This window comes from Nocardioides sp. Z21_20 (assembly GCF_059766585.1).
The window spans coordinates 62450-85542 of the sequence record NZ_JCBAJX010000016.1 but is presented as its reverse complement, the minus strand read 5'-3'; the positions used below and the strand labels follow the sequence as shown (position 1 = coordinate 85542).

The following is a 23093-nucleotide window of genomic DNA, read 5'->3' as shown; positions in this document are numbered from 1 at the left end:
AGCACTACTCTGAAACACCCGTCCCGATCGGGGCAGGTTCCAAGTAACCGAGCCTCCACGAAACCCGGGGCGATTCAGTGACCCCGGTTCTTGGACGCGCTGAAACCAGCACCTGCTGGGGAAGCGAGATGATCCAGGGACCATGGCCAGGAAGAACTGCTCCGAAAGTCCCGTCGTCAGGCCGTCGACTTCTACGAGTCCACCCCGGGCGCCACGGTCCGCGGTTGTCGACGACGCTTGAAAACGAGGCCATCGACGGTCGAAAACGAGGCCACCCAGACAGATTGGCTGGGTGAGCTCAGCGAAGGATTGGGCTTTGATCCGGCGGCTGGTTGCGGACGGTGTTCCGCAGCGACAGGTCGCACGGGATCTGGGTATCAGTAGGTCGACGGTTGAGCGTGCGTTGGCGTCGGACCGGCCGCCGAAGTATGAGCGGCCGTCGGTGCCGACTTAGTTCGCACCGTTCGAGCCGCTGGTGCGAGCGTTGCTCAAGGCGACGCCCGACCTGCCGGCGATGGTGATCGCTGAGCGGGTCTGCTGGACAGGGGCGATCACCTGCTTCCGTGACCACGTCCGACGGTTGCGTCCTGAGCATCGACCGGTCGACCCCTCAGACCGGCTGACCTGGTCGCCGGGTGATGCGGTGCAGTGCGACCATCCAGGCCGATCTCGAAGCCTCGTTCGGCGAGCTCCAGTGGATCATCAACTCCTACCTGCCCGCTCTGGCCGTCTTCCTCATCCCCGGTCGCTGGTCAGTGCGAGCGAACGCACCGCGGATCGTGCTCAGCGTCAGCCTCCCAGCTGGCTCGTCGGAGATCGTGCGACTGCGGCCGCGAAGAAGGAGCCTGACCCGGTGAGGACCATTCGTGCCTCGTCAGGGGAGGATGGAGCATCTTGGCCGGCTTCCGGATGTCGGCAATGGGAGGATGCGTGTCCCGATTGGACGTGGTCGCTGCAGCAGCCGCGCGCGACGCTGGGGGGATCGACGCTGGGCTGCTCGGTGACTTCCTCTCGATTCTGGAAGAGGCCGTCGCGTCCGGTCGCCGGTTACGACGCTCGGAGCTGAGGGCATGCGGCGAGCGTGGCGCCGCAGCGGCGTTGGGCGGCGTGCCGCTGCGGGCGCTGGTCGACCTCTATCTCTCGGCGTGCTGGCGGCTGTGGGAGGAGCTCGATACCGGGTCGAATGCCGCCCAGGTTCGCGCGGCCGGCCTGGCAGTGCTTCGCGCCGCGGACGATGCGGTGGCAGCGCTGGCCGAGGGCTTCCAGCTCGCCCGCAACGACCTGTCACGTCAGCAGGAGTCGACCCGGCGCGACGTCTTCGACCTGCTGCTGGCCGGTGGTCCGTCCGCGGTTGAGGTGACCGGTCGGGCCGCCGACCTGGGGCTCGACCTCACCAGCCCGCACGCGGTGCTGGTCGCCCGGCACGACCTCACGTTCGATCACCCGTCGCTGACATCGGTTCCGCGCCACTTCGAAAGCGCTTTGAGTGGTCGTCATGGCGACACCCACCCGCTGGTAGCGACCAAGAGCGGACTGTTGGTCTGCATCTTTGCTGCTCCTGACCAGGCGAGTGTCACCTTGGTCGGAGACAGGCTCGCGGCGGTCATCGCCGCGGTCGCACCGGTCCGTCCCGGCCGAGGTCATGAGCGGTCCTGGCAGGCTGCGATCGGGCGTGCTCAACCCGGCGCAAGCGCTGTCCGGGTTTCCTACGAACAGGCATGCAGCGCACTGGACCTCGCCGGCCGTCTCGGCCTCGAGGATGCCGTGATCGACTCCAGCTCGTTGGTGGTCTACGAGATGCTGCTGCGTGACCGTGATGCGATCGACGAACTCATAGCGACCGTTCTGGGTCCGCTCAAGCACGCCCCGGGTAGTGCTAGGACGACATTGGAGACCCTCGAGGCCTACTACGCGACCGGCGGGGTCGCCACCGCAACCGCGGCGCGATTGAACCTGTCGGTCCGGGCAGTCACCTATCGGCTGCAGCGCATCGGCGACGTGCTTGGTCTGGATCCCACCGACCCGGCGCACCGCTTCACCCTGCACGCCGCGGTGCTCGGAGCCCGATTGCTGGACTCGTTCTGAGTGCTGCCCCGGCCTCCGTTGCCGAACCTCGGCAACATCGCGGCCGGAGTTCGTCCGCAATCTGCCCTCGTCCGGTGAACGTCTGTCGCCCAGACTCGACGGGTACCTAGACCACCTCAAGGAGCACTTATGCACGACGTACCTGTCTGGCTGTGGGGCGCGTTCGCCGCCACCGTCGTCATCGCCCTGGCCATCGACCTGCTGGCCCACCGCGACGCCCATGTCATCGGCTTCAAGGAAGCCGCCCGCTGGAGCGTGGGTTGGGTCGGGCTCGCGGTGATCTTCGGGGTCGTGGTCTTCGCCGTAGTCGGCCGCGACGCAGGTGTCGAGTACACCACCGCCTGGTTGTTGGAGAAGAGCCTGTCGGTGGACAACCTCTTCGTGTTCGCGCTGATCTTCGGCTACTTCAAGGTCCCGGCGCAGTACCAGCACCGGGTGTTGTTCTACGGCGTGATCGGGGCCCTGGTGTTCCGAGGGATCTTCCTGGCACTTGGCGTGGCCGTCGTCAGCCAGTTCACCGCGATCCTCTTCGTCTTCGCCGCGATCCTGCTCTACAGCGCCTACAAGTTGATCAAGGGCGACGACGATGACTACGACCCGAGCAGCAGCCTGGCGCTGCGGTTGATGCGCAAGGTCGTGCCGATGACCGAGGAGTACCACGGCACGAAGTTCTTCATCCGGGAAGCCGGAAAGCGCGTCGGCACCCCGATGCTTGCCGTCGTGGTCGCCATCGAAGCAGCCGACCTGTTGTTCGCTGTGGACAGCGTGCCTGCCGTCCTCGCGGTGAGCGACGACGCGTTTATCGTCTACACCTCCAACGCCTTCGCCATCCTCGGCCTGCGCGCCCTCTACTTCCTGCTCTCGGGCCTGCTCGACCGGTTCCACTATCTCGGCACCGGCCTCGCACTCATCCTTGCGTTCATCGGCGTCAAGCTGATCCTGCAAGCCGCCCACAAGACGATCGACACCTCCATCCCCGAGATCCCTTCGCTCGTCAGTCTCGGCGTGATCGTCGTGGTCCTTACCGGCTCAGTCGCACTCAGCTTCCTGAAGCCGAAAACGGACGAGGACAAGGACGAGGAGACCGTCGAGGCCGAGTCCCGCTGATAGGTCGGGGGTCTCGCATACGCCTCCGCAGGGGTGCGGCACACCTAGAGGGTGCGCTGGTTAGGCGAGGTGCTCTGTGGCCCTCAGGGCTCTGTTGTGGGGTGACCGGCCCAGGCCGGCCGCTTCATCCCATGCCCCCTAGGCTGCGGAGGCGCGAAAGATCGTTTGAGTGCACGAGTGCACTCAGCTTCTCGTAGGTGCACAGCACCCGCGTCAGCGTTCGCGCTCCAGATCCGAAGACCCGTCAGTGAGGGAACATATGTGCCGCGTGCTCGCCTACATCGGGGCAGAAATACCTGTGGAGAATCTGCTTCTCAAGCCGGAGAACAGTCTCATCAACCAAACCCTCGACCCAGAGCGTCATCCGCAGCTTCAGCTCGCGGGCTGGGGATTCGGTATCTGGAGCGAACATCTGCTGAAGACAGAAGAGCCCCTGCTCTATCACCGACCGATGGCTGCGTTCTACGACGACAACGTTGCCGGCATCCTGCCAAGCCTGCAGGCCAGTACGCTGCTTGCTCATGTGAGAGCTGCTGACTACAACTCGACCGTGGTGCTGGCCGACGAGAACTGCCACCCGTTCTCCTACCAGGGCACCCCCTGGATGATTGCTCAGAATGGTGACCTGCCGAACTGGAAGCTGCTGCAACGGGAGCTGCTGCCGCACTGCAAGGACAAGTTCCTGGAGCAGATGCGGGGCACCACTGACACGGAGTTCCTCTACGTGCTTCTCCTCTCCCTGCTCGAGGACGATAGCGACGAAGGCGTACAGCGCGGATTCGAAGAGATGATGAAGCTCATCGTCAAGGCCATGGACAGTCTGGACCTTCGGAGTCTGACCAAGCTGAAGATGGCCTTGGTCGCCCCGAACCGCATCATCGGAGTCAACTTCGGCACCGGACACCAGGGCGAGACCGACCCTGCTGGGGACTGGAGAGAACTACGGAAGTCCGGTCCGGGCACGGACGACTTCGCTCTCTCCATGCTCCTGGAGCCGATGTATCTGCTGATGGGCCGCAACTTTGAGGATGACGAGACGACCTACGACTTCGAAGACTGCACGGAAGAAGACGCGACGTCGGTCATCCTCGCCTCCGAGCCGCTGACCGAGAACGACGGCTGGTTGAACTTGGAGTTCGGCGAGATTGTCTTCCTGGAGAAGAAGGGCGCGAGCATCACGAGAACCGTCGCCAGCTTGAAGGTGTAAGGGCGCCAGTGGGAACGGGCCAGCGGGCCGCCTCATGGGGAACCGCGCAGATCGGCTCCCGCGGGTTGCCAGAGCTGGATCGCGTTGCCCTCAGGATCGGTGAGCCCGGCGAAGCGACCGTTCGGGTACTCCTCGGTGTCGACGTCCACCTCGACTCCCGCGGCGCGCAGCTGGCGCACCATGGCGTCGAGGTCGACGACCCGAAAGTTGATCGACCAGGAGTTCGCTGCGCTGCCAACGTGCTCTGAGTCGGCCGGCATGGCGGCAAACACGGTCGGGCCTGGCTGTTGCCACCAAGACGAGGTCTCATACGACTGCGGCGGCGGGTCGACGCCCAGATGCTCGGCATACCAAGCGGTGAGCTTGCTGGGATTGTCTGCTCTGAAGAACACCCCGCCGATGCCGGTGACCCGCTCCATGAGGCTCCTTCGCTGCACGCTGGCGACGCGTCAATTTGCCCCAGGATCGCGTTGGCAATCTGTCGCTGTCTACCCTGCCGACGCCGCCGTTAGGGCCAGCACCCGGGTGCCGGCAGGGAGCAGGTCGTGCTCGCCACGCTGGAGTACGTGTGGTGGTGCTGCGGTCCAGTCCACGCTTGCACAAGTGCACGGCGCGAAGAAGGTCGTGGTGTTGATGGAGCACGTGGCCCGCGACGGCTCGCACAAGATCGTCGAGGAGTGCTCGCTGCCGCTCACCGGCAAGCGGGTGGTGCAGCGCATCATCACCGACCTCGCCGTCATCGACGTACGCCCCGACGGGCTGCACCTGGTCGAGCTCGCGCCGGGCGTCGGCGAGGACGAGGTCCGCGGGAAGACCGGAGGTGGGGCGTCGCCCGGTTGTGAGGAGGGCCGGTGTTCGGTCATGCTGCGTCGGTGCCGAGCTATGAGAAGTTCAACCGGGAGCTGGCCGCTGCAGCGCGCGACATGCAGGACGAGAAGAACGCCAAGGAGGCCATGGAGCGGGCTGTGGAGCTCGCGACCGAGATCCTCTCGGGGTGCGACGCGGCGGGGGTCTGTGTGGTCCACCGCGGCGAGCGCATCGACACGCACGCTGTGAGCAGCGAGACGGTCCGGCTGGTCGACGCGCTGCAGCACGAGCTCCAGCAGGGGCCGTGCCTGGACGCGCTCCAGATGCAGGACACCGTGCACAGCAGGGACCTGTCCACGGACGAGCGGTGGCCCCACTGGGGTCCCGAGGTCTCGAGGCAGCTGGGGTTTCGAAGCATCGTGAGCTACCGCCTGTTCTCCACCGGCAAGAGCCTCGGGGCACTGAACCTGTACGGCGCGAGCAAGGCTGCCTTCAGTACCGACGTCATCCACGACGGCATCGCCCTCGCGGCCCACGTGGGCGTGGCCCTGGCGGGGGCGCAAGAGGTCGACCACCTTGAGCGCGCACTCGCGGGCCGCACCGTGATCGGTCAGGCCACCGGCATCCTCATGGAGAGGTTCGACATGCCAGCGGACCGGGCCTTCGCCCTCCTCAGTCGCCTCTCACAGGCCAAGAACGTCAAGCTACGCGCGCTGGCCGAGCAGATCGTGGACACCCGAGCTGTTCCCAAAGCGTAGGTCTGCGGACACGCACGGAGTCCTCGTACAAGACCGCCGAACTCAGCGGAATGAACGGCCACCCGTTTCGTTCAGAACCGTTCTGCGACGGCCGTCAACTTCGCGACGTAGACCGGCCAGTCCGTGTCCCCAGGCAAGTTGCTGGCATCGCGCAGCAGGCCCGTCGAACCGTCGATCTGCTCGCGCAGAATGTCGGCGTGGCCCGCGTGGCGCTGCAAGTCGACGATGTCGTGGATCATGATCTCCTGGAGCGAGACCTCCGCTCCGCCCCAATGCGCGACCGTGCCGATCGCATCTAGCGCTAACGCGTCGATGGTTTCATCAGCGAAAGCCTGGACCCGCAGGTAGAGGTCGATGAGGCCGTCTGCTGACTCCTGCGCGGTGGCGTACCAATCGGCCTGTGGATCGGTTCCGTCCGTGGGCACGAGTTCCTCGGGCGTTGCCCAGTCGCGCTCGAAGGTCGGACCGAAGTAGAGCGCCTCCATATTGAGCGCGTGTTTCACGATGCCCAGGAGGTTCATTCCCGTCGGCGTTCGAGGCAGCCGCTGGTCACGCTCGGACAGGCCGTCGAGCTTCCAGATCAAGGTGTCCCGAGCGCCTTGCAGGTAGTTCTTGAGCACGTCTTTCGGATCGGCTGGCATGCGGCCATCGTGCCCCACGCACTTCGCCATGATCGGTCGTTTCCAACCCCTCGGCGGCCGGCTACCGCAGCGGCGCGAACCGCCTCATGTCGCGCAGGTAGCGCACCACGCCCCGGGCGGGCACCGGCTGCGGCCAGGCGTCGGGGCGGAACCACGCGTCGGACCCGCCGTCGACGAAGATGATGCTGCCGCACAGGAAGTCTGCCGCCGGTGTGGTCATGAAGACCGCCCAGGAGGCGAGCTGCTCGGGGTTCCCGAAGTCGCCCACCGGGACGGGGAAGGCCCGGATGGTGCGGGCCTGGGACGGCGTGGCCAGCTGCCGCTCGAGCAGGGGAGTGAGGATGGCCCCCGGGGCCAGCGCGTTGAGCCGGATCCCGGCGCCGGCCCAGTCGGGCAGGACCGCGGTACGGCGTACCCAGCGGCTCAGCGCGATCTTGGACGCGGCGTACGCCCAGGGCGCCCTCAGCTGGGGGATCCGGCCGATCCGGCGCAGGGCCAGGTCGGCGTCGCCGTCCAGGAGGGCCCGGACGGCGCGGCGGGGCACCATCGGCGTTGTCGTCGTGGAGTTGCTGGAGAACACGACGACCTTGGCGTTGCCTGCGGCGGCCAACGCGGGGCGCCACTGCTCGAGGAGCTCGGTGACGCCGAGGTAGTTGACCTGCAGGATCAGCCGCGGGACGCCTTTGCCGGCCGTGGGGCCGACTCCGGCGGCGAGCACGGCGCCGTCCAGCACCCCGTCGCAGGCCTCGAGCACCTCGCGGGCGGCGCGGCTGCGGCCACGGGTGGTGGACAGGTCGGCGGTGACGCTCGAGGCCACGACGTCGACGTCGATCACCCGGTGTCCCGCGCGGCGCAGCTGGGCCGTCACCGCGGCGCCCATCCCGGAGGCGGCACCGGTGACCGCATAGGTCTTGGCGCGATCCGCCTTCATCGGTGGACCCCGCGTCCCAGCAGGTCGACATCGTCGATCGGAGAGGCGGTCACGGTCGGGTTCACGGGGACCACCATGGCGCACAACCGCGGGTTGCGGGGGCTGTTGCCCGCATTCAGGGGGCCGTCACCGATTGCCCGAGGGCTCGTGCCCGCTCCGGTGGTGCGAACGTGCCCACCAGAGCAGGCCCAGCGCGACCAGGAGCGCGGCGATCACGTCGCCGCCGGCCCCGAGCTCGTGCGCGAGGGTGCGGTACGACGCGCCGGCCAGGTAACCGGCGAGCGTGATGGCGGCGGCCCACAGGCTCCCGCCGAGCACGTTCGCCGCCGTGAACCGCGCCTGAGCCATGCCGCTGGTGCCGGCCACGCCCGGGACGAGAGCGCGCAGAACGGCCACCCACCGACCGATCGCCACCGCCGCGGCACCACGACGGCGGATGAGCTCCAGCGCGCGCTCGAGGTCCCCGGACCGGCGCACCGCCGCCGGCAGGTGCGCCATCAGGCGGTCCCCGTAGCGGCGTCCGAGGAGGAAGCCGATCTGATCACCGGTGATCGCGCCCGCCGCCGCAGCCACGATGACGGCCCACACCGACAGGTCGCTGCCGTGGGCGACGACGCCACCCAGCAGGACGGCGACCTCGCCGGGGACGAACACGCCGACCAGCAACGACGCCTCGGCGGCAGGCAGCGCGAAGACGAGGAGCAGGACCAGCCAGGGCGGGAGCCCCACCAGAAGATCGAGCAGCGAGCTCATCACGTCGATCCCCCATCCGTGGGACAGCCGGCGATCGGTGAGGCTCGTGCCCCCGCGCAGCAGCGAGGTGCCGACCCCACGACGATAACCCCTGCCGCAGAGCCGCCTTGTAACGCGGGGTTATGCGCACTGCCACAGCGAAATAACGCCGTGGGAGTGGGCATAACCCCGCGTTACATGGGGGCGGCGAGCGGCACGTACGGCGCGGCGGCCGAGGCGTTGACGGCGCTGAGCGGCGGGCGCCGGGAGCTGACCAGGTTCAGGGTGGACCAGGTGCGCGAGGGGATCCGCGACATCGCCGGGGTCAGGGTGGTGTGCAGCTTCACCACCGACGTGTACCGGGTGCAGGAGATGCTCTGCAGCCAGGCCGACCTCCGGCTGCTCGCGCTCCAGGACTAGATCGCCGTTCTCAAGCCGAGCGGCTATCGCTCGCTGTACGCCATCGTGGCGAGCCCGGAGCACAGGATCTATTACAAGTACGACCAGCGGTACCGGCGGAGCTGAGCGCCCGCCTGCACGCTGCCGCGACCACGGCGACCGACCTGGACCGTGGGATGAAGCGGCTCGCCGTCGAGGTGCACGAGCTCGAGGACGGCGGGGTCGCCGAGGCGCGCATCACCCACCAGACCGTGGCCGATTTCCTGAACTTCCTCGACTCCGCGCCGGGCCACGACAGCGCCGGCTGAACCGCGCGCCGCGGTTGCTCACTCGCGCCAGAACAGGTGGTGGACCACGCCGTGGGGGCTCGGTACGACGTCGCGGCGATAGCGGTCGAGCAGGTCGTCGGGGGACTCCCAGAGCCGAGAGCCGGCGCCGAGCCGCACGGGCGCGACCGCGACGTGCAGCGTGTCGACGAGCCCGGCGTCCAGGAACTGGCGCACGGTGTCGGCGCCACCACCGAGCCGGACGTCCTTGCCGTCGGCTGCCTGGAGGGCGAGCTCCAGCACGGCTGCGGGGTCCCCGCCCACGAAGTGGAAGGTCGTGTCGGACAGCGTGAAGGAGGGCCGCGCATGGTGGGTCATCACGAACACCGGGGTGTGGAACGGCGGCTCGGCTCCCCACCAGCCACGCCACTCCTCATCGGCCCAGGGGCCGCGCTGAGGACCGAACTTGTTGCGGCCCATGATCTCGGCGCCGATGTTGCGGTGGAAGTCGCGGACCAGGTAGTCGTCCAGGCCGCGGCTGCCCCCGGGATCGGTGCGGTTGGGCCAGCTCACCGTGGCCCCGGCCCAGGCGAAGAACTCGCCGGGGTCGGCGTGGCCGAACGGACGCTCGACGCTCTGTCCCTGCCCGGCGGCGTACCCGTCGGAGGACACGGTGAGGTTGTGGACCCTGACCATCTGCGTCACTGCTGCTCCTCGTCGTACCACCTGCGCTGCGGCTTGTTCTGGCCAGCGTCACCAGGCGCGTCAGCGAGCGCCTGGTCCGGCTCAGGATCCTTCACCTCCCGACAGCGGGACCGGACGACCCAGGCGGACGTGCTGCACGCCGGGGGAGTAGGTCACCAGCTCGGGCTGGCCCAGGCCGCCCAGGCCCACGGAGTCGGTGAGGTTCTGCTCGAGCGACTCCAGGGTGGCCGCTTGCAACGGCCACGGCTCGTGCTCCACCGGCGTGACCAGCAGCCGACCGAAGTGCCTGGTGTACGCACGCCAGCGTCCGGTCAGCCAGTTCTCCAGGTCCGAGGAGGCGACCGTGTCCAGCGGGCGAACCTGCATCCGGTAGGACTCGCCGGATCCCTTCCGCGCGCCGGTGTAGCTGAGGACGCCGCCGTCGTCGCGCACGGTCAGGTCCGCCGCGTGGTACGGCGCGCCGACGGCAACCCTGATGCCCGCGGCGAGGGCGGCGCTGCCGACGTCGATGGTCAGGAACCACAAGCCGTCCCGGCCGTCGGGGCCCCGCACGTAGGTCCGCAGGTTCGTCTCCGGGGTGCTGGACAGCTGCGCCAGCACGGACGACCCGCGCACGAAGCCGGGCACGGCTCGGTGGAGGAGGCCGGGCACGTCCAGAGGGCGCATGTCCGCCATCACGAACGGCGTCAGCCCCACCCAGGCGGAGCCGTCGTACACGTCCACCGTCAACCCGTCCGGGAGCAGCGACTGGACCCGCTGCGGCTCCACCCGCCAGTGCAGGAACGTCATCCGCTGCCAGGACGCCCGAAACAGCGGGATCGAGAATCAAATGGCCGGGGAGAGAAGTGAGCTGGCTCTCAGATGAGTGGTCGCGGCTCGGAGGGGTCGTGGCGTGCGGCCGCCCAGTGTCACCGGCCACCGTGGTTTTCGGCCTTCACTCGCGTCGCTGGGTGCGAGGTCCGAACGATGGGACTATCGCAACCACACTCAATCCGGACCTGCGAACCTCGTCGGTCGTGGGGAGACCCGGTTGACGGTCGATGTTGTCGCGGGCGTCCCGAATGGTGTGTGGAGGCCTTAGCGGCCGACGGATCGATCTAGGCTGATCATGACTTCGCTGGCGGTCAGCCCCGCCGCACTTTCGGCCCCATGCCCGTGCTCTTCGAGGCGCCGGCGCGGTAGGCGTCGTCATGGAAGCCCCGGAAACCCCCCGGGTCGCCGGGGATCAGTTCACTCCCGAAGGCGATTGCGCTGATCTTGACCCAGCGCGGCGAGTTCACACACTTGGTTGGCATCGAGAGGGCGATCTGATTATTCGCAGGATCGAGCCGCGCCCGCAGTCCCCGACACTTCACCGTCTTTGCCCCTCGCATAGTCATCAACTCCAACCCGTCGGCAGAACGGCGTGCGTCAACGAAGCTGACATAGCTCCAATAATTCCGCTTCGGAGTTTCGATGCGGACGTAGGTATCGGGAGCATTCCGCCTCCCGACATCACGCAACTTCACCGAGAGGCGCAGCCAGCCCTCTCCGTGGTTGACGATCGTGCGAGTGATGTCGACGTTGGTGTTGTCGGGCGCAGGCGTGACGGCCGGCTCCAGGGTTCCGCCGTTCTCGTCCTCGGTGTAGTCCCCGTAGAGGACGTCACCTGCCTGGTCGAGAGTCGCCACGCGCTCTGCGTGGGCAGCGACGGGTGCGCCCAGGGCCACGGTAGCGGCGAGAGTGACGGCTAGGAGGCGGACCCCGAGAAGGCGTGGCATGCGTGTGTGTCCGATCAGATGTCGCCCCGAAGAGCGGAGATTTTTGTGTGACCCATTATCCGCGGCAACAGCGTCCAGGTCAGACGAACAAGGAACTTCAGTCGGAGCGCCGAGTGGCCTCTGTTGCCCGACCGCCCCTCGAACTGGTGGGTGAGGTTGCCACGCAGCTTGGGACGTCGCGGGCTCTCCGGGTGGGATCTGGAGAGGGCAGGCCCTCCCCAGTCGGCATGTGCTGCTCCGCGGTGACATCGACCATGCCGGTGCGCCCCCCTAGTGGCTGGCGAGGCCGCGACGCGACTGCAGCCGCGGTGCGATCCACCGGTCGGCGACGACGCCGGTGACGAAGGAGTACATCGCCTTGTGGGCGACGTCGACCCGGCGCTCGAAGCTCGGCCAGCTGGACGGCGGGGCGCCCACCCCGGTGGCGTTCTCCACCGTTTGGTCGAAGGCGAGCCGCACCACCGTGTGCCAGGCGTGCGCCTCGGCGCCCCGGATGCCGGTGACCGCCCACACACCTCGCAGCGCACCGAGCACGGCTCCGGTTCCCCAGTGCATCGCGTGGTTCCAGCCGACGGGCGTGTCGTCGTCGGACGGGCGCCTGCCCACCAGGGTCAGCAGCGCGCGGGCCGGGACGTAGGAGTTCGGCCGGTGGGTCAGCTTCTGCTCCACCTTCTCCGCCGCGGTCATCACGGCCACCCCGACCAGACCGGCTGCCGCGCCTTTCGCCGCGGCGGAGCGCAGCGTCGCGGCCCTGCCGGCGCGCATCCCAGTGGGTCTCATCCGGCTCCCTTCTCCGGCCACGCTGTGCCCAGAAACACCCTGCGTGATGCCACCGGAGCGTGCCGGAGTGCGGTTAGCCTTCGGGCGTCCGGGGATGACACGAGGGGAAGCGGGGCACGGCTGCGGTGGGACGGTTCACGACACTCCCGCCGCTGCGTCGCAGGCCTGGCTCGCTGATCGCCGGGGCCGCCGTCGCGGTGCTGCTGCTCTCGGGGTGCCTGCCTGTCGAGGAGGCCACCGACGGGGCCACCCCCGAGGCGCCGGCCACATCGCTCGAGCCGCGCACGGACTCCGCACGGGCGGTGCTGTCCACGCTGCCGGTCAAGGGCCGTGCCCCGATGACCGGCTACCAGCGCGAAAGGTTCGGCCAGGCCTGGCTGGACGCCGACCGCAACGGGTGCGACACCCGCAACGACATCCTCGCCCGGGACCTCGTCGACGTCGTCTACGCGCCCGGCACCGGCGAGTGCAAGGTCAGCCTCGGGGCGCTCACGGACCCGTACACCGCCCGGCAGATCCGGTTCCGCTACGGCGACGGGACCCTGGTCGACATCGACCACGTCGTGGCGCTCGGCAACGTGTGGGCCACCGGCGGCCTCTCGTGGCGCGTCGAGAGGCGGGCGGCGGTCGCGAACGATCCGCTGAACCTGCTCAGCGTCGACGCCTCGGCCAACCGGCAGAAGGGCGACGGCGACGCGGCCACCTGGCTGCCGCCGAACAAGCGCTACCGCTGCTCCTACGTCGCCCGGCAGGTGGCGGTGAAGGCCAAGTACGGGCTGTGGGTCACCCCGGCCGAGCGCGACGCGATCGCGCGGGTGCTGGACACCTGCCCCGAGCAGCCGCTCCCCGCCGACTCCGGCGCACCGGTGGAGGTGGACCAGAACATCGCCGACGCAGCCCCCGAGCCCGCGGACGGGGCCGGCGACGACGGGGCGGCGTACTACGAGAACTGTGACGCCGCACGCGCCGCCGGCGCCGCGCCGGTACGCCGCGGTGACCCCGGGTACGGCGCGCACCTGGACCGTGACGGCGACGGCAGTGCCTGCGAGTAGCCGATGCAGCAGGCGCGGTTCTGATCGTGCCGGTCGAGCTGTTCGCCCCGACCCTCAGCCGCGAGGGAGGGGGGAGGCCGGCCGGGTCCTGTGCAGGGCGACCGCGAGGGCGATGGCGGCGATGATGCCGATCAGCGGCGGGATGCCGAACTCCGCCTCCTTCGACCAGTAGGCCAGCGCACTGGCCACGACGTACGTCGCGATGTTGCGCCAGTCGAGGGCCGGTGTCGCCAGCCCGGCCGGGATGCCGCGGCGCCACCGCAGGAAGAAGTCGGCGATGATCACTCCGCCGAGCGGGGGGATGAACGTGCCGAGCAGCCCCAGGTAGTCGATGAGGTTGTTCTGCACCCCGGTCAGGGCGAGCACCGTGCCGATGATCGATCCGCCGATCACGAAGGGGGTCTTCGTGGGCTTCTCGAAGAGCTCCGCGCCGGCGACGCCGAACGCGTAGGCGGTGTCTGCGTTGGACTTCCACAGGTTGCCGAAGAGCAGGAACACACCCCAGCCGACGAGCCCCAGGTTGTAGAGCACCAGCACGAAGTCGCCCTCGCCGAAGGTGATGGCGCCGATCGCGCCGAACAGGATCATCAGTCCGTTGCCGATCAGGAAGCCGATCATGCACGCCCAGACGGCTTGCGATCCCGAGCGCCCGAACCGGGTCCAGTTGGGTGCCTGGGTTCCGGCGGAGACGAAGGTGCCGACCACGGTGGTGATGGCAACCGACATCACCATGGTGGTGGTCGGCTCGACCCCGAACAGGCCGTCGAGGCCGCCGACCTCGTCGAGGGACCGCGACACCACCCAGAAGGCGAGAAGCAGGATGAGGGGCGTCGAGATCACCGAGACCCAGTACATCCCGCGGTAGCCGTAGCAGGCGGTGACGCACATGAGGATGCTGGTCGCGACCATGATCGCGGCCTTGGCCGCGAAGGACTCCCAGCCCGCTGCCTCGGCGGTCAGGTCGCCGATGGTGCCGACGATGACCCCGTACCAACCGATCTGAGTGCCGCCGAGCAGGATCGAGGCGAGCTTCGAACCACGGTTGCCGAAGCTGTAGCGGGCCATCACGACCGTCGTCAGGCCGGTCTGGGCGCCGACGTACCCCATCAGCGCGACGTAGGTGCCCAGGATGGCCGAGCCGGCGAGGATCACCAACAGGAGGTCCGCGAACTCGAAGGCCGGCCCCAGCTGGGCGCCGGCCAGCATGGTCGGGGTGAAGACGGTGAAGCCGAGGAGCACCACCACCAGCGACACGAACGACTTGCGGGCATGCGCAGGGACCGGGGTGACCGGGTAGTCGGCGTCGACCGGCTCCACCGTGGCCGCACTCCGCTCCGAGTCGGCGCCGTGGATGGCGTCCGGTCCGGCCGTCTGGCCGGCACCCGCGGAGATCACGCCTCCTCCCCGATGTCCTCGGCCCACAGCGCCGGCCGCTCGGCCAGCATCCGGTCCATCAGCTGCTTGCAGTCGGGGTCGTCGAGCACGTCGACGACCACCCCGCGACTGCGCAGCCAGCTCTCGGAGGCCTCGAAGCTACGGTTCTCGCCGACCACGATCCGCGGGATGTCGTAGAGGACCGACGCGCCGGCGCACATGAAGCAGGGCGACAGGGTCGTGTAGAGCACGCTGCTGCGGTAGACGGCGGCGGGCAGGCGCCCGGCCTGCTCCAGGCAGTCGGTCTCGCCGTGACGGATGGCGCTGCCGAGCTGCATGCGTCGGTTGCGGCCGACGGCGAGGACCTCGCCCTGGTTGGTCACCAGGGCAGCACCGATGGGGACGCCACCCTCGTTCCAACCAATCGCGGCCTGTTCGATCGCAAGTCTGAGGAAGTGCCTGTCGTCCAGCGGTGCAGGGGTGGTCATGCGGGGCTCCTGGGTGACGGTCGTGGATCCACGGGAGGGGGGGTGGCGTGCGTCTCAGCCACATGCACACCCGACCAGAGCACGGCGAGGACGACAACGGACGATCTGCCCACTGAGTGGGCGCGTTGACTGACACTTCGCAGCCACTCGCGATCATGGGCGCGTGATGGCGACCCTGGGCGATGTGCTCGCCCTGCCCTCGTTCCGGTCCGCCTCGGTCGAGCTGGTCACCGGCGATCCGGACGCGGTGGTGCGCTGGGTGCACTCCTCGGAGGTCTACGAGATGGGGGGACTGCTGGCCGGCGGCGAGGTGCTGCTGACCACCGGCCTCGGGCTGCACGGGCGCACCGCCGCCCAGCTCGCCGCGTACGTCGACCAGCTCGCCGACGCCGGGTGCGTCGCGCTGGGCATGGAGGTCGGTCGTTCCTTCTTCGAGGTGCCGGCCGAGCTCGTCGATACCGCGCGGCGTCGAGGGATGGCGTTCCTGACTCTGAACGCGATGGTGCCCTTCGAGCGGATGGTCGAGGACTTCCACGACCTTCTCCTACGCCGCAAGATGGGTTCGGCCCGCGGTGGCGAGGCGATCTGGCAGGAGCTGTTGGCGCCGGTGACGCTGGGGCAGGGCATGACGGCCCTGCTCGACGCCGTGGCCCGGCTCGCCGGTTGCCGTGCCGAGCTCGTGGATACCGACGGCCGGGTGGTCGAGCGCAGCCGGGTGGCGGCGCCCTCGAGCGCCACCGAGCAGGTGGTGGCGGACGTGCGGGTGCCAACCGGCACGGCCGGGCGGGTGGTCCTGCGCGGCCGGAGCACGGTCCGCCGAGACGCGGTGGCGCACAGGGCGTCGGTCGCCGTGGCCCTCGAGCTCGGGAGGCACCCGGGCGTGGGCAGGCGCCCGTCCCTGGCGCAGGCGGTCTTCACCGACCTGGTCACCGGCTCGCTGGTCTCCAGCGCACACCTGCAGGAGCGGTTGACCGCGATCGGGTGGACGCCGGCTCAGGACCGCCACATCCTGGTCGCCGCCGTCGACGTCGACCAGCGGGTCCCGGCGCAGGATCTGCTCGGGCACGTGCGTGACTCGGTGCAGCAGGTGCTGGGCCCGTGCGTGACCGGACTCGTCGGAAGCCAGGTCCTCGTGCTCGCGCAGGGTTGGCAGCGTGCGGCTCCCCAGCGTTCGCGCGCCGCGTTCACCGAGGTCTACCAGGCGGTGCTGGCGGCGTCGGGGGAGCTGGCCGGGGAGCTGCGTACGTTGGGCGTGGCCTCGCCCGTGGCCGACCTGGCCGACCTGGGTGCCGCGGTGGGCCAAGCGCGGGAGGTGGTGCAGATCGCCCGACGCTTCGGCACGCGCACCGGCGTCGTCATGGCCCGCGACGTCGGGGTGCAGCGGCTCCTGGCGACTGAGGCGGAGCCGGCGGTGACCGCGTTCGTGACCGAGCAGCTGGGTCCCCTGATCGCCTACGACCGGGAGGCCTCCGCGGACCTCGTACGGACGCTCGACGCGTTCATCGCCCACGGTGCCGGCAAGACCGCCACCGCGCAGGCACTCGGCATCCGACGGCAGTCGCTGTATGCCCGGCTGTCTCGGATCGAACGGCTGCTGGGAGTCTCGCTGGACGCGGCGGACCAGGTGAGCTGCCTCGCCGTGGCGCTCACGGCTTGGCGGATGCGCACCGGACTCGACCTGCAGGCGGCCTTCGACCGCAAGCTGATGTGAGCGACCTGCGTGGGAGGTCGCCCACCGTCCGACTCAGCCCTGAGCGACGGCCGAGGGCTCGGAGGTCGCTCGAGGCTGCTCGACCTCGCCGTGGCGCGCCAGGCTGACGGCCCCGGCCACGGCCAGGACGAACCCGACGCCGGCGACGACGCCCCATCCGGGACGGGTGTGATCGCCGAGCAGCAACAGCCCCACCAGGGCCGGGGCGACGGTCTCCCCGACGACCAGCGGTGCCGTCGCCTCGGTGACGCTGCCGCGCTGCAACGCGATCGAGTAGGTGAGCATCGCGACCACGCCGGCGACCGCGAGGGCGTAGGTGGCCGGGCTGCGCAGCAGCGGGCCCACCTCCGCCAGCAGGTGGTCGGGGGACAGGTCGCCGGGCAGCATCCGGGAGGCGACCGCGGTGGCGCCGAAGGCCAGACCGGCGACGGTCCCCAGCGCCCGGGCGCCGGCAGCCCCCGCCAGCCTCCCGAGCGGGATCGCGGCGACGGCCAGCAGCACGGTCGCCGCCAGCAGGCCCCACTGCTCGGCGTCGCTGACCTCGACGCTGCGGTCCTCGGTGGCCGACGCCCCGACCAGCACCAGCCCGGCCACCACCACGGTGATGCCGATCCGGTCCCTCCGGCTCAGCGGCATCCGCAGGAAGAGGGCGCCCAGGACGGCCGTGATCGCCAGGAAGCTGGCGACCACCGACTGCACCACGAACAGCGGCAGGCTGCGCACCGCGACGAGGCTGAGCAGGAACCCGAGTCCGTCCAGGCAGACCCCGGCCAGGTACGTCCAGGAGCGGAGCAGTCGCACCAGCAGCCGGGGATCGAGCCCCTGCACCGCGGCGGTGCGTCGCGCCGCGACGGCCTCCAAGATCGAGCTCACGCCGTAGCAGAGCGCGGCCCCCGCGGCAGCCAGCAGCCCGACGAGCATCGTCGCATGCTACGCCGACTGTGTTGCAGAACACACTCGTGCACACTGGCTCCATGTGGCCCAGTCGCCCGCGGGACCCCACACGCTCGTGGAGCGACGTGCTCGACGGCTGGTTCTTCGCGCTCTCGGGGGTCACCGGGGTCTGGTTCGCCTACGTGCTGCTGCGCGACGGGGTCCGGCCGGGCTGGCCGACGCTGCTGCTGGTCGTGTTCTGGCTCTTCGTCAGCTACCTGGTGCTGCCGCGCCTGCACCGGATCCTCACCTCGATCTACCTGCCCGGCTACTTCGTCGGGCGCACCCGCACCAGCGACGGGCTGCTCGGCGACCCGGTCAACCTCGGGTTCCTGGGCGAGGAGGAGCAGATCCACGAGGCGATGACCCTGGCCGGTTGGACGCGCGCGGACGATCTCGACGCGCGGAGCGCCGCCGGCATCGTCCGCAGCGTGCTGCGCGGCAGCAGCTACGCCGGCGCCCCGGTGAGCCCGCTGCACCTCTTCGACCGGAGACAGGACTTCGCCTACGAGCAGGAGGTCTCCGGCAGCCCGTCGCAGCGCCACCACATCAGGTTCTGGCGCTGTCCGGACGGCTGGCTGCTGCCCGGCGGCTTCCGGGCCGACTGGCTGGCAGCGGCCACCTTCGACCGGGGCATCGGGCTGTCGTTGTTCACCCTGCAGTTCACCCACCGCGTCGAGGAGGACACCGACGTCGAGCGCGACTACGTCGTCACCACGGTCTGTACGACGACGCCCGGCGCGCGGGTCAGCGTGATCGGGAACTTCTCCTCCGGCTACCACCACCGCAACGGCGGCGGTGACCGGTTCCGCACCGACGGCGACCTGCCGATCCTGGACCTGCGCTGCGCGCCGGCCCGGGCCACGCTGCCCGCCCGGGTCACCCGGGAGGTGACGACGCCGTCGACGGGATCCGCGCTGGTGTCGGCGGTGCGTGCGGCGGACCCACCGCCGCCGGTGCTGCTGGGGACCGGGGTCGCCCTGGCCCGGTGCGCGACCTACGGCATCGGCGCGGTGCTGTACGCCGTCCGCGACTCCGCCACGGTGCTGGTGGTGGCGATCGCGATCCTCGCCGTGGTTGAGGGTGGCCTGGCCCTCGCCATCCTCGCGGGACGGAACTGGGCCCGGCTGCTGCTGGTCGCGGGCTGCTCGGTGACCGCGGTGACCGCGATGACCCTCTCCATCGTCGGGCACGAGCGGCCGGTGGGGCTCGGTGAGCTGCTCGCCTCGGGCGGCAGCATCCTGGTGCTCCTGGCGCTGTCCAGCCAGGAGGCCCGTGACTACGCGACCGGCAGCCGGCCCGGGGCGACCTGTGCGGCGACGTCGCGATGAGTCGCCGCCGGCTGCGCAACCCGACCGTCTCGACCGTCCTCGGCGCCGGCGCCGGCGTCCTCTACTCGAACTTCGTGCTCGACTGGGTACGACGCGGCTCGGCGAGCCTGGGCCACCAGGTGAGCGAGCTGGCGGCGCCGGGGGAGCCCCAGGCGTGGCTCTACCGCGCCGGCGAGGTGGGCTGCGCGGCGCTGGTCCTGCCGCTGCTCCCGGCGGTGCGCGCCGCCCTGCCCGCCGGTCCGAGCCGTGAGGTGGTGATCGGCGCCACGGGGATCTTCACCGCCGGCGCGGTCATGGCGGCGGTGGTGCCCACGCCGATGGGCCCGGGCGTCGTGCGCGACCTGGTCGACCGGCGCCCGCGCAGCGGCCTGCACGACGGCGCCAGCGTGGTCGCGGAGGCCGGTCTCTATCTCGGCGTGGCGGCGGCCTGGGTCAGCACCCGACGTCGCGGACCAGGTTGGCTCCACCGCACCGCGGGGTGGGTCTTCTGCCTCGGGTCGGCCAGCAGCCTGGTCTTCGGCTACGCCCGGCCCCGCGCAGACCGGCGCTGGGTGGGCGGGATCAGTCAGCGCGTCAACATCGTCACCGCCAGCGCCTGGCTGTGCTGCCTGGGGCTGCTCGCGGCCCAGGCGGAGCGCGACCCGGCCACGCGTCCACCGCGCGAAGGGACCACCCGATGACCGAGCCCTCGAACGACCCTTCGACCGAGCGCCGACTGCGTCTGCACCTGCCCGCAGACGACAGGTGGCCCGACCGGTTCACCGGCGTGCTGTTCGGGTTCGCCACGCTGGCCGCCGTGGTGGCGCTGGTGCCGCCGTGGCACCGCTACTTCGCGCAGTCCGCCGACCCGGTCTCCCTGCTCACCATCCCGGTCGTGCCCAGCCTGGTCTACGCCGCGCTGCTCCTGGTCACCGGCGTCGCGGTCCGGCGTCGGCTGCTCGCGGCCTGGTGGGTCGTCGTCGTGTGGTGGCTCGGAGTCCCGGAGCTCGGCAGGCTCCTCGCGCTCTCCCGCGGCGAGGACGTGGTGCTGAACGCGGTCGGCCTGGTGGTGGTCGGTGCGGTGATCGTGCTCGCGGTCCGGGTGCGCCGCCAGTTCGTCGCCCGCGGCGCCCCCGGCGACCTGTGGACGGCGCTGGCCGTCTTCGTGGCCGGTGGCCTGGTCATCCTGGCTCTCGGCGGGGCCCTCGTCAGCGCCTTCGGCCGCTCGCAGGGCTATCCCGACTCGCTCGGCTACGTCTTCGAGGCGATCCTCCTCGACGTCGGCCGGATCGGTCCCGAGCCGTCCGCGCACGCCCCGTGGTGGGTGCGGATGGTGATCGGCGTCCTCGGCGCCGTGGTGGTGCTGGGCGCCGCGCTGATCCTGTTCCAGGCGCCGCGCGACACCCGCACCCTCGGCATCGCCGACGAGGCCCGGGTCCGGGGGCTGCTGCGCGACTTCGGCGAGCACGACTCCCTGGGCTACTTCGCCACCCGGCGCGACAAGGCGGTGGTGTGGGACACCGGTGCCCCCGAGACCGCGCGGGCCGGGGTGTCCTACCGCACGGTCGGCTCGGTCAGCCTGGCCAGCGGCAATCCGGTCGGGGACCCGACGTACTGGCCCGAGGCCATCGGGCGCTGGCGTGACCAGGCCCGCGCCAAGGGCTGGTCGCTGGCGGTGATGGGCGCCGGCCACGAGGGCGCGCTGGCGTACGCCGACGCCGGTCTCTCCTTGCTCGACATCGGCGACGAGGCAATCGTGGACATGGCCGCCTTCTCGCTGAACGGGCCCGGCATGAAGTCCGTGCGCCAGTCGGTCTCTCGTCTGCACCGTCGCGGCTACACGACCCGGGTGCAGCGCCACGCGAGCCTGAGCGAGGCCGACTTCTCCGCGCTGGACGCGGCCGCCGGGTCCTGGCGTGGCGACGGCGGTGACGAGCGGGGCTTCTCGATGGCACTGGGCCGGCTGGCCGACCCGCTCGACGGCGCCTGCATGCTGGTCGCGGCGTACGACGCCGACGGCGCCCTGCGCGGGTTCCTGAGCTTCGTGCCCTGGGGCCACACCGGCCTGTCGCTGGACCTGATGCGCCGCGATCCGGACGCCGACAACGGCCTGGTCGAGCTGATGATCGCCAGCCTCGCCGAGCACGCCTCGACGTTCGGGATCGGGCCGGTCTCGCTCAACTTCGCGATGTTCCGCGAGGCCTTCGAGCGCGGCGCCGAGATCGGCGCCGCCCCGGTCGCCCGGCTCTGGCGCCAGGGTCTGCTGCTGGCCAGCAGGAACTGGCAGCTCGAGTCGCTCTACCGCTCGAACGCCAAGTACCTCCCCGAGTGGCAGCCGCGCTACCTGGGCTACGAGTACACCTCCGACCTGCCCCGGGTCGGCATGGCGGCGGGCAGCGCCGAGGGGTTCCTGAACGCGCCCACGATCGCGAGGCTGCGCCGTCGCGCGAGTGACCGCGACGGCCTGGCGACCGGAGGCGCCGACCACGCCGCCGCCGTCCTCGCCCGCATCCCGCCGGCACCCGACGTCGTCGCCGAGGCGGTCTCACCCGACCACCTGCCCGAGCAGATGCGGGTGCGCCGCGCGAAGCTCGACCGGATCCGGGCCGACGGGATCGACCCCTACCCGGTCTCCGCGCCGCGGACCCACACCCTCGCCGAGGTGAGGGCCCTGGTCCCCGACGACCTCGCGCCCGGCACCGAGACCACGCTCACCGTCAGCGTCGTCGGCCGGGTCCTGCTCAAGCGGGACATGGGGCGGCTCAGCTTCGCCACGCTGCGCGACGGCAGCGGGGACCTCCAGGTGATGGTCGACGCGGGCCACGTGTCCGCCGGCGACCTGTCGTTCTGGGAGCACTCGATCGACCTCGGCGACCACGTCGGGGTGAGCGGTCAGGTGGTCACCACCGACAAGGGGGAGCTCTCCGTGCGGGCGCAGTCCGTGCTCCTCGCCAGCAAGGCGCTGCGCCCGCTGCCCGACAAACACCGCGGACTCACCGACCCCGACGCTCGGGTGCGGATGCGCTACGTCGACCTGATCGTGCGTCCCGAGTCGCGCACCACCGCCTACCGGCGCGCTGCGGTGGTGCACAGCGTGCGGGACTCGCTGGCGGCGCGCGGCTTCACCGAGGTCGAGACCCCCGTCCTGCAGATCGTCCACGGCGGCGCCAACGCGCGCCCCTTCGAGACCCACATCAACGCCTACGACCTGGATCTCTACCTGCGCATCGCCACCGAGCTGCACCTCAAGCGGCTGCTGGTCGGCGGGATGGAGCGGGTCTTCGAGGTCGGCCGGCAGTTCCGCAACGAGGGCGCCGACTTCAAGCACAACCCGGAGTTCACCTCGCTGGAGGTCTACCAGACCTACGGCGACTACGACACCATGCGGGTGCTGACCCAGGAGCTGATCCAGGAGGCGGCGACCGCGGTGTACGGCGCGCCGGTGGCCCGCCGCCCGGGGCCGGACGGGAAGGTCGTCGAGTACGACCTGTCGGGGCAGTGGCCGGTGAAGACCATCTGCCAGGCCGTCTCGGAGGCGCTCGGCGAGGAGGTCACCACCGAGACCCCGCTCAGCACGCTGCTCGTGCACGCCAAACGGATCGGCCTCGAGCTCGACCTCGATCCGTCCTGGGGCTTCGTCCTCGAGGAGATCTACGGCGAGCTGTGCGAGGGCCGGACCACCACGCCCGTCTTCTACACCGACTTCCCCAAGGAGAACGCGCCGCTGACCCGGCCGCACCGCCACGACCCCCGGCTCACCGAGAAGTGGGACCTGGTCATCTTCGGCGCCGAGCAGGGCACGGCGTACTCCGAGCTGATCGACCCCGTCGACCAGCGTGAGCGGCTGGTCGCGCAGTCGCTGCTCGCGGCGGCCGGCGACGCCGAGGCGATGCAGGTCGACGAGGACTTCCTCCGGGCCCTGGAGTACGGGATGCCTCCGACCGGCGGGATGGGGCTGGGCATCGACCGGCTGGTGATGAACCTGACCGGCCTCAGCATCCGCGACACCATCCTGTTCCCACTGGTCAAGCCGCAGCGCTGAGGTCG

General features: G+C 70.2%; 23 protein-coding genes and 2 pseudogenes. 14 read left to right on the top strand and 11 right to left on the bottom strand.

Features of this window, described 5'->3' with window-relative positions:
* Window positions 1–292 precede the first annotated feature (292 nt).
* The 4 genes from AC6EH9_RS18305 (at window position 293) to AC6EH9_RS18290 (ending at window position 4399) form a co-directional block, all read left to right on the top strand.
* Window positions 293–454 (top strand): helix-turn-helix domain-containing protein, encoded by a 162-nt coding sequence (locus tag AC6EH9_RS18305; RefSeq protein WP_498425104.1) that lies wholly within the window; start codon window positions 293–295, stop codon window positions 452–454.
* Between the two features lie 491 nt (window positions 455–945).
* Window positions 946–2085 carry a PucR family transcriptional regulator gene (locus AC6EH9_RS18300; RefSeq protein WP_498425110.1) on the top strand — a complete coding sequence of 380 codons (1140 nt, stop codon included), beginning with the start codon at window positions 946–948 and terminating at the stop codon, window positions 2083–2085.
* Between the two features lie 129 nt (window positions 2086–2214).
* On the top strand, window positions 2215–3192 hold the full coding sequence (locus AC6EH9_RS18295; RefSeq protein WP_498425103.1) for a TerC family protein: 978 nt from the start codon (window positions 2215–2217) through the stop codon (window positions 3190–3192).
* Between the two features lie 268 nt (window positions 3193–3460).
* Window positions 3461–4399: a class II glutamine amidotransferase gene (locus tag AC6EH9_RS18290; RefSeq protein ID WP_498425102.1), complete on the top strand. Its 939-nt coding sequence runs from the start codon at window positions 3461–3463 to the stop codon at window positions 4397–4399.
* A 32-nt stretch (window positions 4400–4431) separates the two neighbouring features.
* On the opposite strand, the gene AC6EH9_RS18285 is transcribed toward AC6EH9_RS18290, so the two are convergent.
* Window positions 4432–4818 (bottom strand): VOC family protein, encoded by a 387-nt coding sequence (locus AC6EH9_RS18285; RefSeq protein ID WP_498425101.1) that lies wholly within the window; start codon window positions 4816–4818, stop codon window positions 4432–4434.
* Between AC6EH9_RS18285 and AC6EH9_RS18280 the strand changes: the two are divergent.
* Window positions 4799–5191, top strand: a pseudogene (locus tag AC6EH9_RS18280) (CoA-transferase); the annotation flags it as partial. The gene AC6EH9_RS18285 and the pseudogene AC6EH9_RS18280 overlap by 20 nt on opposite strands.
* An 80-nt stretch (window positions 5192–5271) precedes the next feature.
* Window positions 5272–5964 (top strand): GAF and ANTAR domain-containing protein, encoded by a 693-nt coding sequence (locus AC6EH9_RS18275; RefSeq protein WP_498425100.1) that lies wholly within the window; start codon window positions 5272–5274, stop codon window positions 5962–5964.
* A 71-nt stretch (window positions 5965–6035) separates the two neighbouring features.
* Here AC6EH9_RS18275 and AC6EH9_RS18270 read toward each other — a convergent pair whose 3' ends face one another.
* The 3 genes from AC6EH9_RS18270 to AC6EH9_RS18260 all read right to left on the bottom strand — a co-directional run bounded on the left by AC6EH9_RS18270 (window position 6036) and on the right by AC6EH9_RS18260 (window position 8289).
* Window positions 6036–6605, bottom strand: a complete 570-nt coding sequence (locus AC6EH9_RS18270; protein ID WP_498425099.1) for a DinB family protein — start codon at window positions 6603–6605, stop codon at window positions 6036–6038.
* A 61-nt stretch (window positions 6606–6666) separates the two neighbouring features.
* On the bottom strand, window positions 6667–7536 hold the full coding sequence (locus tag AC6EH9_RS18265; protein ID WP_498425098.1) for an SDR family oxidoreductase: 870 nt from the start codon (window positions 7534–7536) through the stop codon (window positions 6667–6669).
* 126 nt (window positions 7537–7662) lie between these two features.
* Window positions 7663–8289 carry a DedA family protein gene (locus AC6EH9_RS18260; RefSeq protein WP_498425097.1) on the bottom strand — a complete coding sequence of 209 codons (627 nt, stop codon included), beginning with the start codon at window positions 8287–8289 and terminating at the stop codon, window positions 7663–7665.
* A 177-nt stretch (window positions 8290–8466) separates the two neighbouring features.
* Between AC6EH9_RS18260 and AC6EH9_RS18255 the strand changes: the two genes are divergently transcribed.
* Together AC6EH9_RS18255 and AC6EH9_RS18250 are read left to right on the top strand one after the other, a co-directional pair.
* Entirely contained in the window at window positions 8467–8688 is a 222-nt protein-coding gene (locus tag AC6EH9_RS18255) for a hypothetical protein (protein WP_498425096.1), read from the top strand.
* Between the two features lie 155 nt (window positions 8689–8843).
* Complete coding sequence (locus AC6EH9_RS18250; protein WP_498425095.1) at window positions 8844–8975, top strand: hypothetical protein; 132 nt, start codon at window positions 8844–8846, stop codon at window positions 8973–8975.
* A gap of 18 nt (window positions 8976–8993) precedes the next feature.
* Here AC6EH9_RS18250 and AC6EH9_RS18245 read toward each other — a convergent pair whose 3' ends face one another.
* The 4 genes from AC6EH9_RS18245 to AC6EH9_RS18230 all read right to left on the bottom strand — a co-directional run bounded on the left by AC6EH9_RS18245 (window position 8994) and on the right by AC6EH9_RS18230 (window position 12178).
* Window positions 8994–9629, bottom strand: a complete 636-nt coding sequence (locus AC6EH9_RS18245; protein ID WP_498425109.1) for a dihydrofolate reductase family protein — start codon at window positions 9627–9629, stop codon at window positions 8994–8996.
* 90 nt (window positions 9630–9719) lie between these two features.
* The gene (locus AC6EH9_RS18240) at window positions 9720–10451 is read right to left on the bottom strand and encodes a YqjF family protein (protein ID WP_498425108.1); all 732 of its coding nucleotides are present in this window, start codon (window positions 10449–10451) and stop codon (window positions 9720–9722) included.
* 311 nt (window positions 10452–10762) lie between these two features.
* The gene (locus tag AC6EH9_RS18235; protein WP_498425094.1) at window positions 10763–11308 is read right to left on the bottom strand and encodes a hypothetical protein; all 546 of its coding nucleotides are present in this window, start codon (window positions 11306–11308) and stop codon (window positions 10763–10765) included.
* Between the two features lie 360 nt (window positions 11309–11668).
* A complete protein-coding gene (locus tag AC6EH9_RS18230; RefSeq protein ID WP_498425093.1) occupies window positions 11669–12178 on the bottom strand; it encodes a hypothetical protein in 510 nt (169 codons plus the stop codon).
* 176 nt (window positions 12179–12354) lie between these two features.
* Here AC6EH9_RS18230 and AC6EH9_RS18225 point away from each other — a divergent pair.
* Together AC6EH9_RS18225 and AC6EH9_RS18220 are read left to right on the top strand one after the other, a co-directional pair.
* Window positions 12355–13029: pseudogene (locus AC6EH9_RS18225) on the top strand (HNH endonuclease family protein); the annotation flags it as partial.
* 15 nt (window positions 13030–13044) lie between these two features.
* Window positions 13045–13230 (top strand): excalibur calcium-binding domain-containing protein, encoded by a 186-nt coding sequence (locus AC6EH9_RS18220; RefSeq protein WP_498425107.1) that lies wholly within the window; start codon window positions 13045–13047, stop codon window positions 13228–13230.
* A gap of 54 nt (window positions 13231–13284) precedes the next feature.
* Here AC6EH9_RS18220 and codB read toward each other — a convergent pair whose 3' ends face one another.
* Both codB and AC6EH9_RS18210 read right to left on the bottom strand, forming a co-directional pair.
* Complete coding sequence (codB, locus tag AC6EH9_RS18215; protein ID WP_498425092.1) at window positions 13285–14625, bottom strand: cytosine permease; 1341 nt, start codon at window positions 14623–14625, stop codon at window positions 13285–13287.
* Window positions 14622–15092 carry a nucleoside deaminase gene (locus tag AC6EH9_RS18210; RefSeq protein WP_498425091.1) on the bottom strand — a complete coding sequence of 157 codons (471 nt, stop codon included), beginning with the start codon at window positions 15090–15092 and terminating at the stop codon, window positions 14622–14624. The genes codB and AC6EH9_RS18210 overlap by 4 nt, the downstream gene beginning before the upstream one ends.
* A gap of 166 nt (window positions 15093–15258) precedes the next feature.
* On the opposite strand from AC6EH9_RS18210, the gene AC6EH9_RS18205 reads away from it, so the two are divergent.
* Window positions 15259–16803 carry a PucR family transcriptional regulator gene (locus tag AC6EH9_RS18205; RefSeq protein WP_498425106.1) on the top strand — a complete coding sequence of 515 codons (1545 nt, stop codon included), beginning with the start codon at window positions 15259–15261 and terminating at the stop codon, window positions 16801–16803.
* A gap of 33 nt (window positions 16804–16836) precedes the next feature.
* Here AC6EH9_RS18205 and AC6EH9_RS18200 read toward each other — a convergent pair whose 3' ends face one another.
* The gene (locus AC6EH9_RS18200; RefSeq protein WP_498425090.1) at window positions 16837–17724 is read right to left on the bottom strand and encodes a hypothetical protein; all 888 of its coding nucleotides are present in this window, start codon (window positions 17722–17724) and stop codon (window positions 16837–16839) included.
* Between the two features lie 53 nt (window positions 17725–17777).
* On the opposite strand from AC6EH9_RS18200, the gene AC6EH9_RS18195 reads away from it, so the two are divergent.
* The 3 genes from AC6EH9_RS18195 to lysX are packed head-to-tail and all read left to right on the top strand — an operon-like array spanning window position 17778 to window position 23088.
* The gene (locus tag AC6EH9_RS18195) at window positions 17778–19067 is read left to right on the top strand and encodes an LssY C-terminal domain-containing protein (protein WP_498425089.1); all 1290 of its coding nucleotides are present in this window, start codon (window positions 17778–17780) and stop codon (window positions 19065–19067) included.
* A complete protein-coding gene (locus AC6EH9_RS18190) occupies window positions 19064–19747 on the top strand; it encodes a DUF998 domain-containing protein (protein ID WP_498425088.1) in 684 nt (227 codons plus the stop codon). The genes AC6EH9_RS18195 and AC6EH9_RS18190 overlap by 4 nt, the downstream gene beginning before the upstream one ends.
* A complete protein-coding gene (gene lysX, locus AC6EH9_RS18185) occupies window positions 19744–23088 on the top strand; it encodes a bifunctional lysylphosphatidylglycerol synthetase/lysine--tRNA ligase LysX (RefSeq protein WP_498425087.1) in 3345 nt (1114 codons plus the stop codon). The genes AC6EH9_RS18190 and lysX overlap by 4 nt, the downstream gene beginning before the upstream one ends.
* Window positions 23089–23093: the final 5 nt, after the last annotated feature.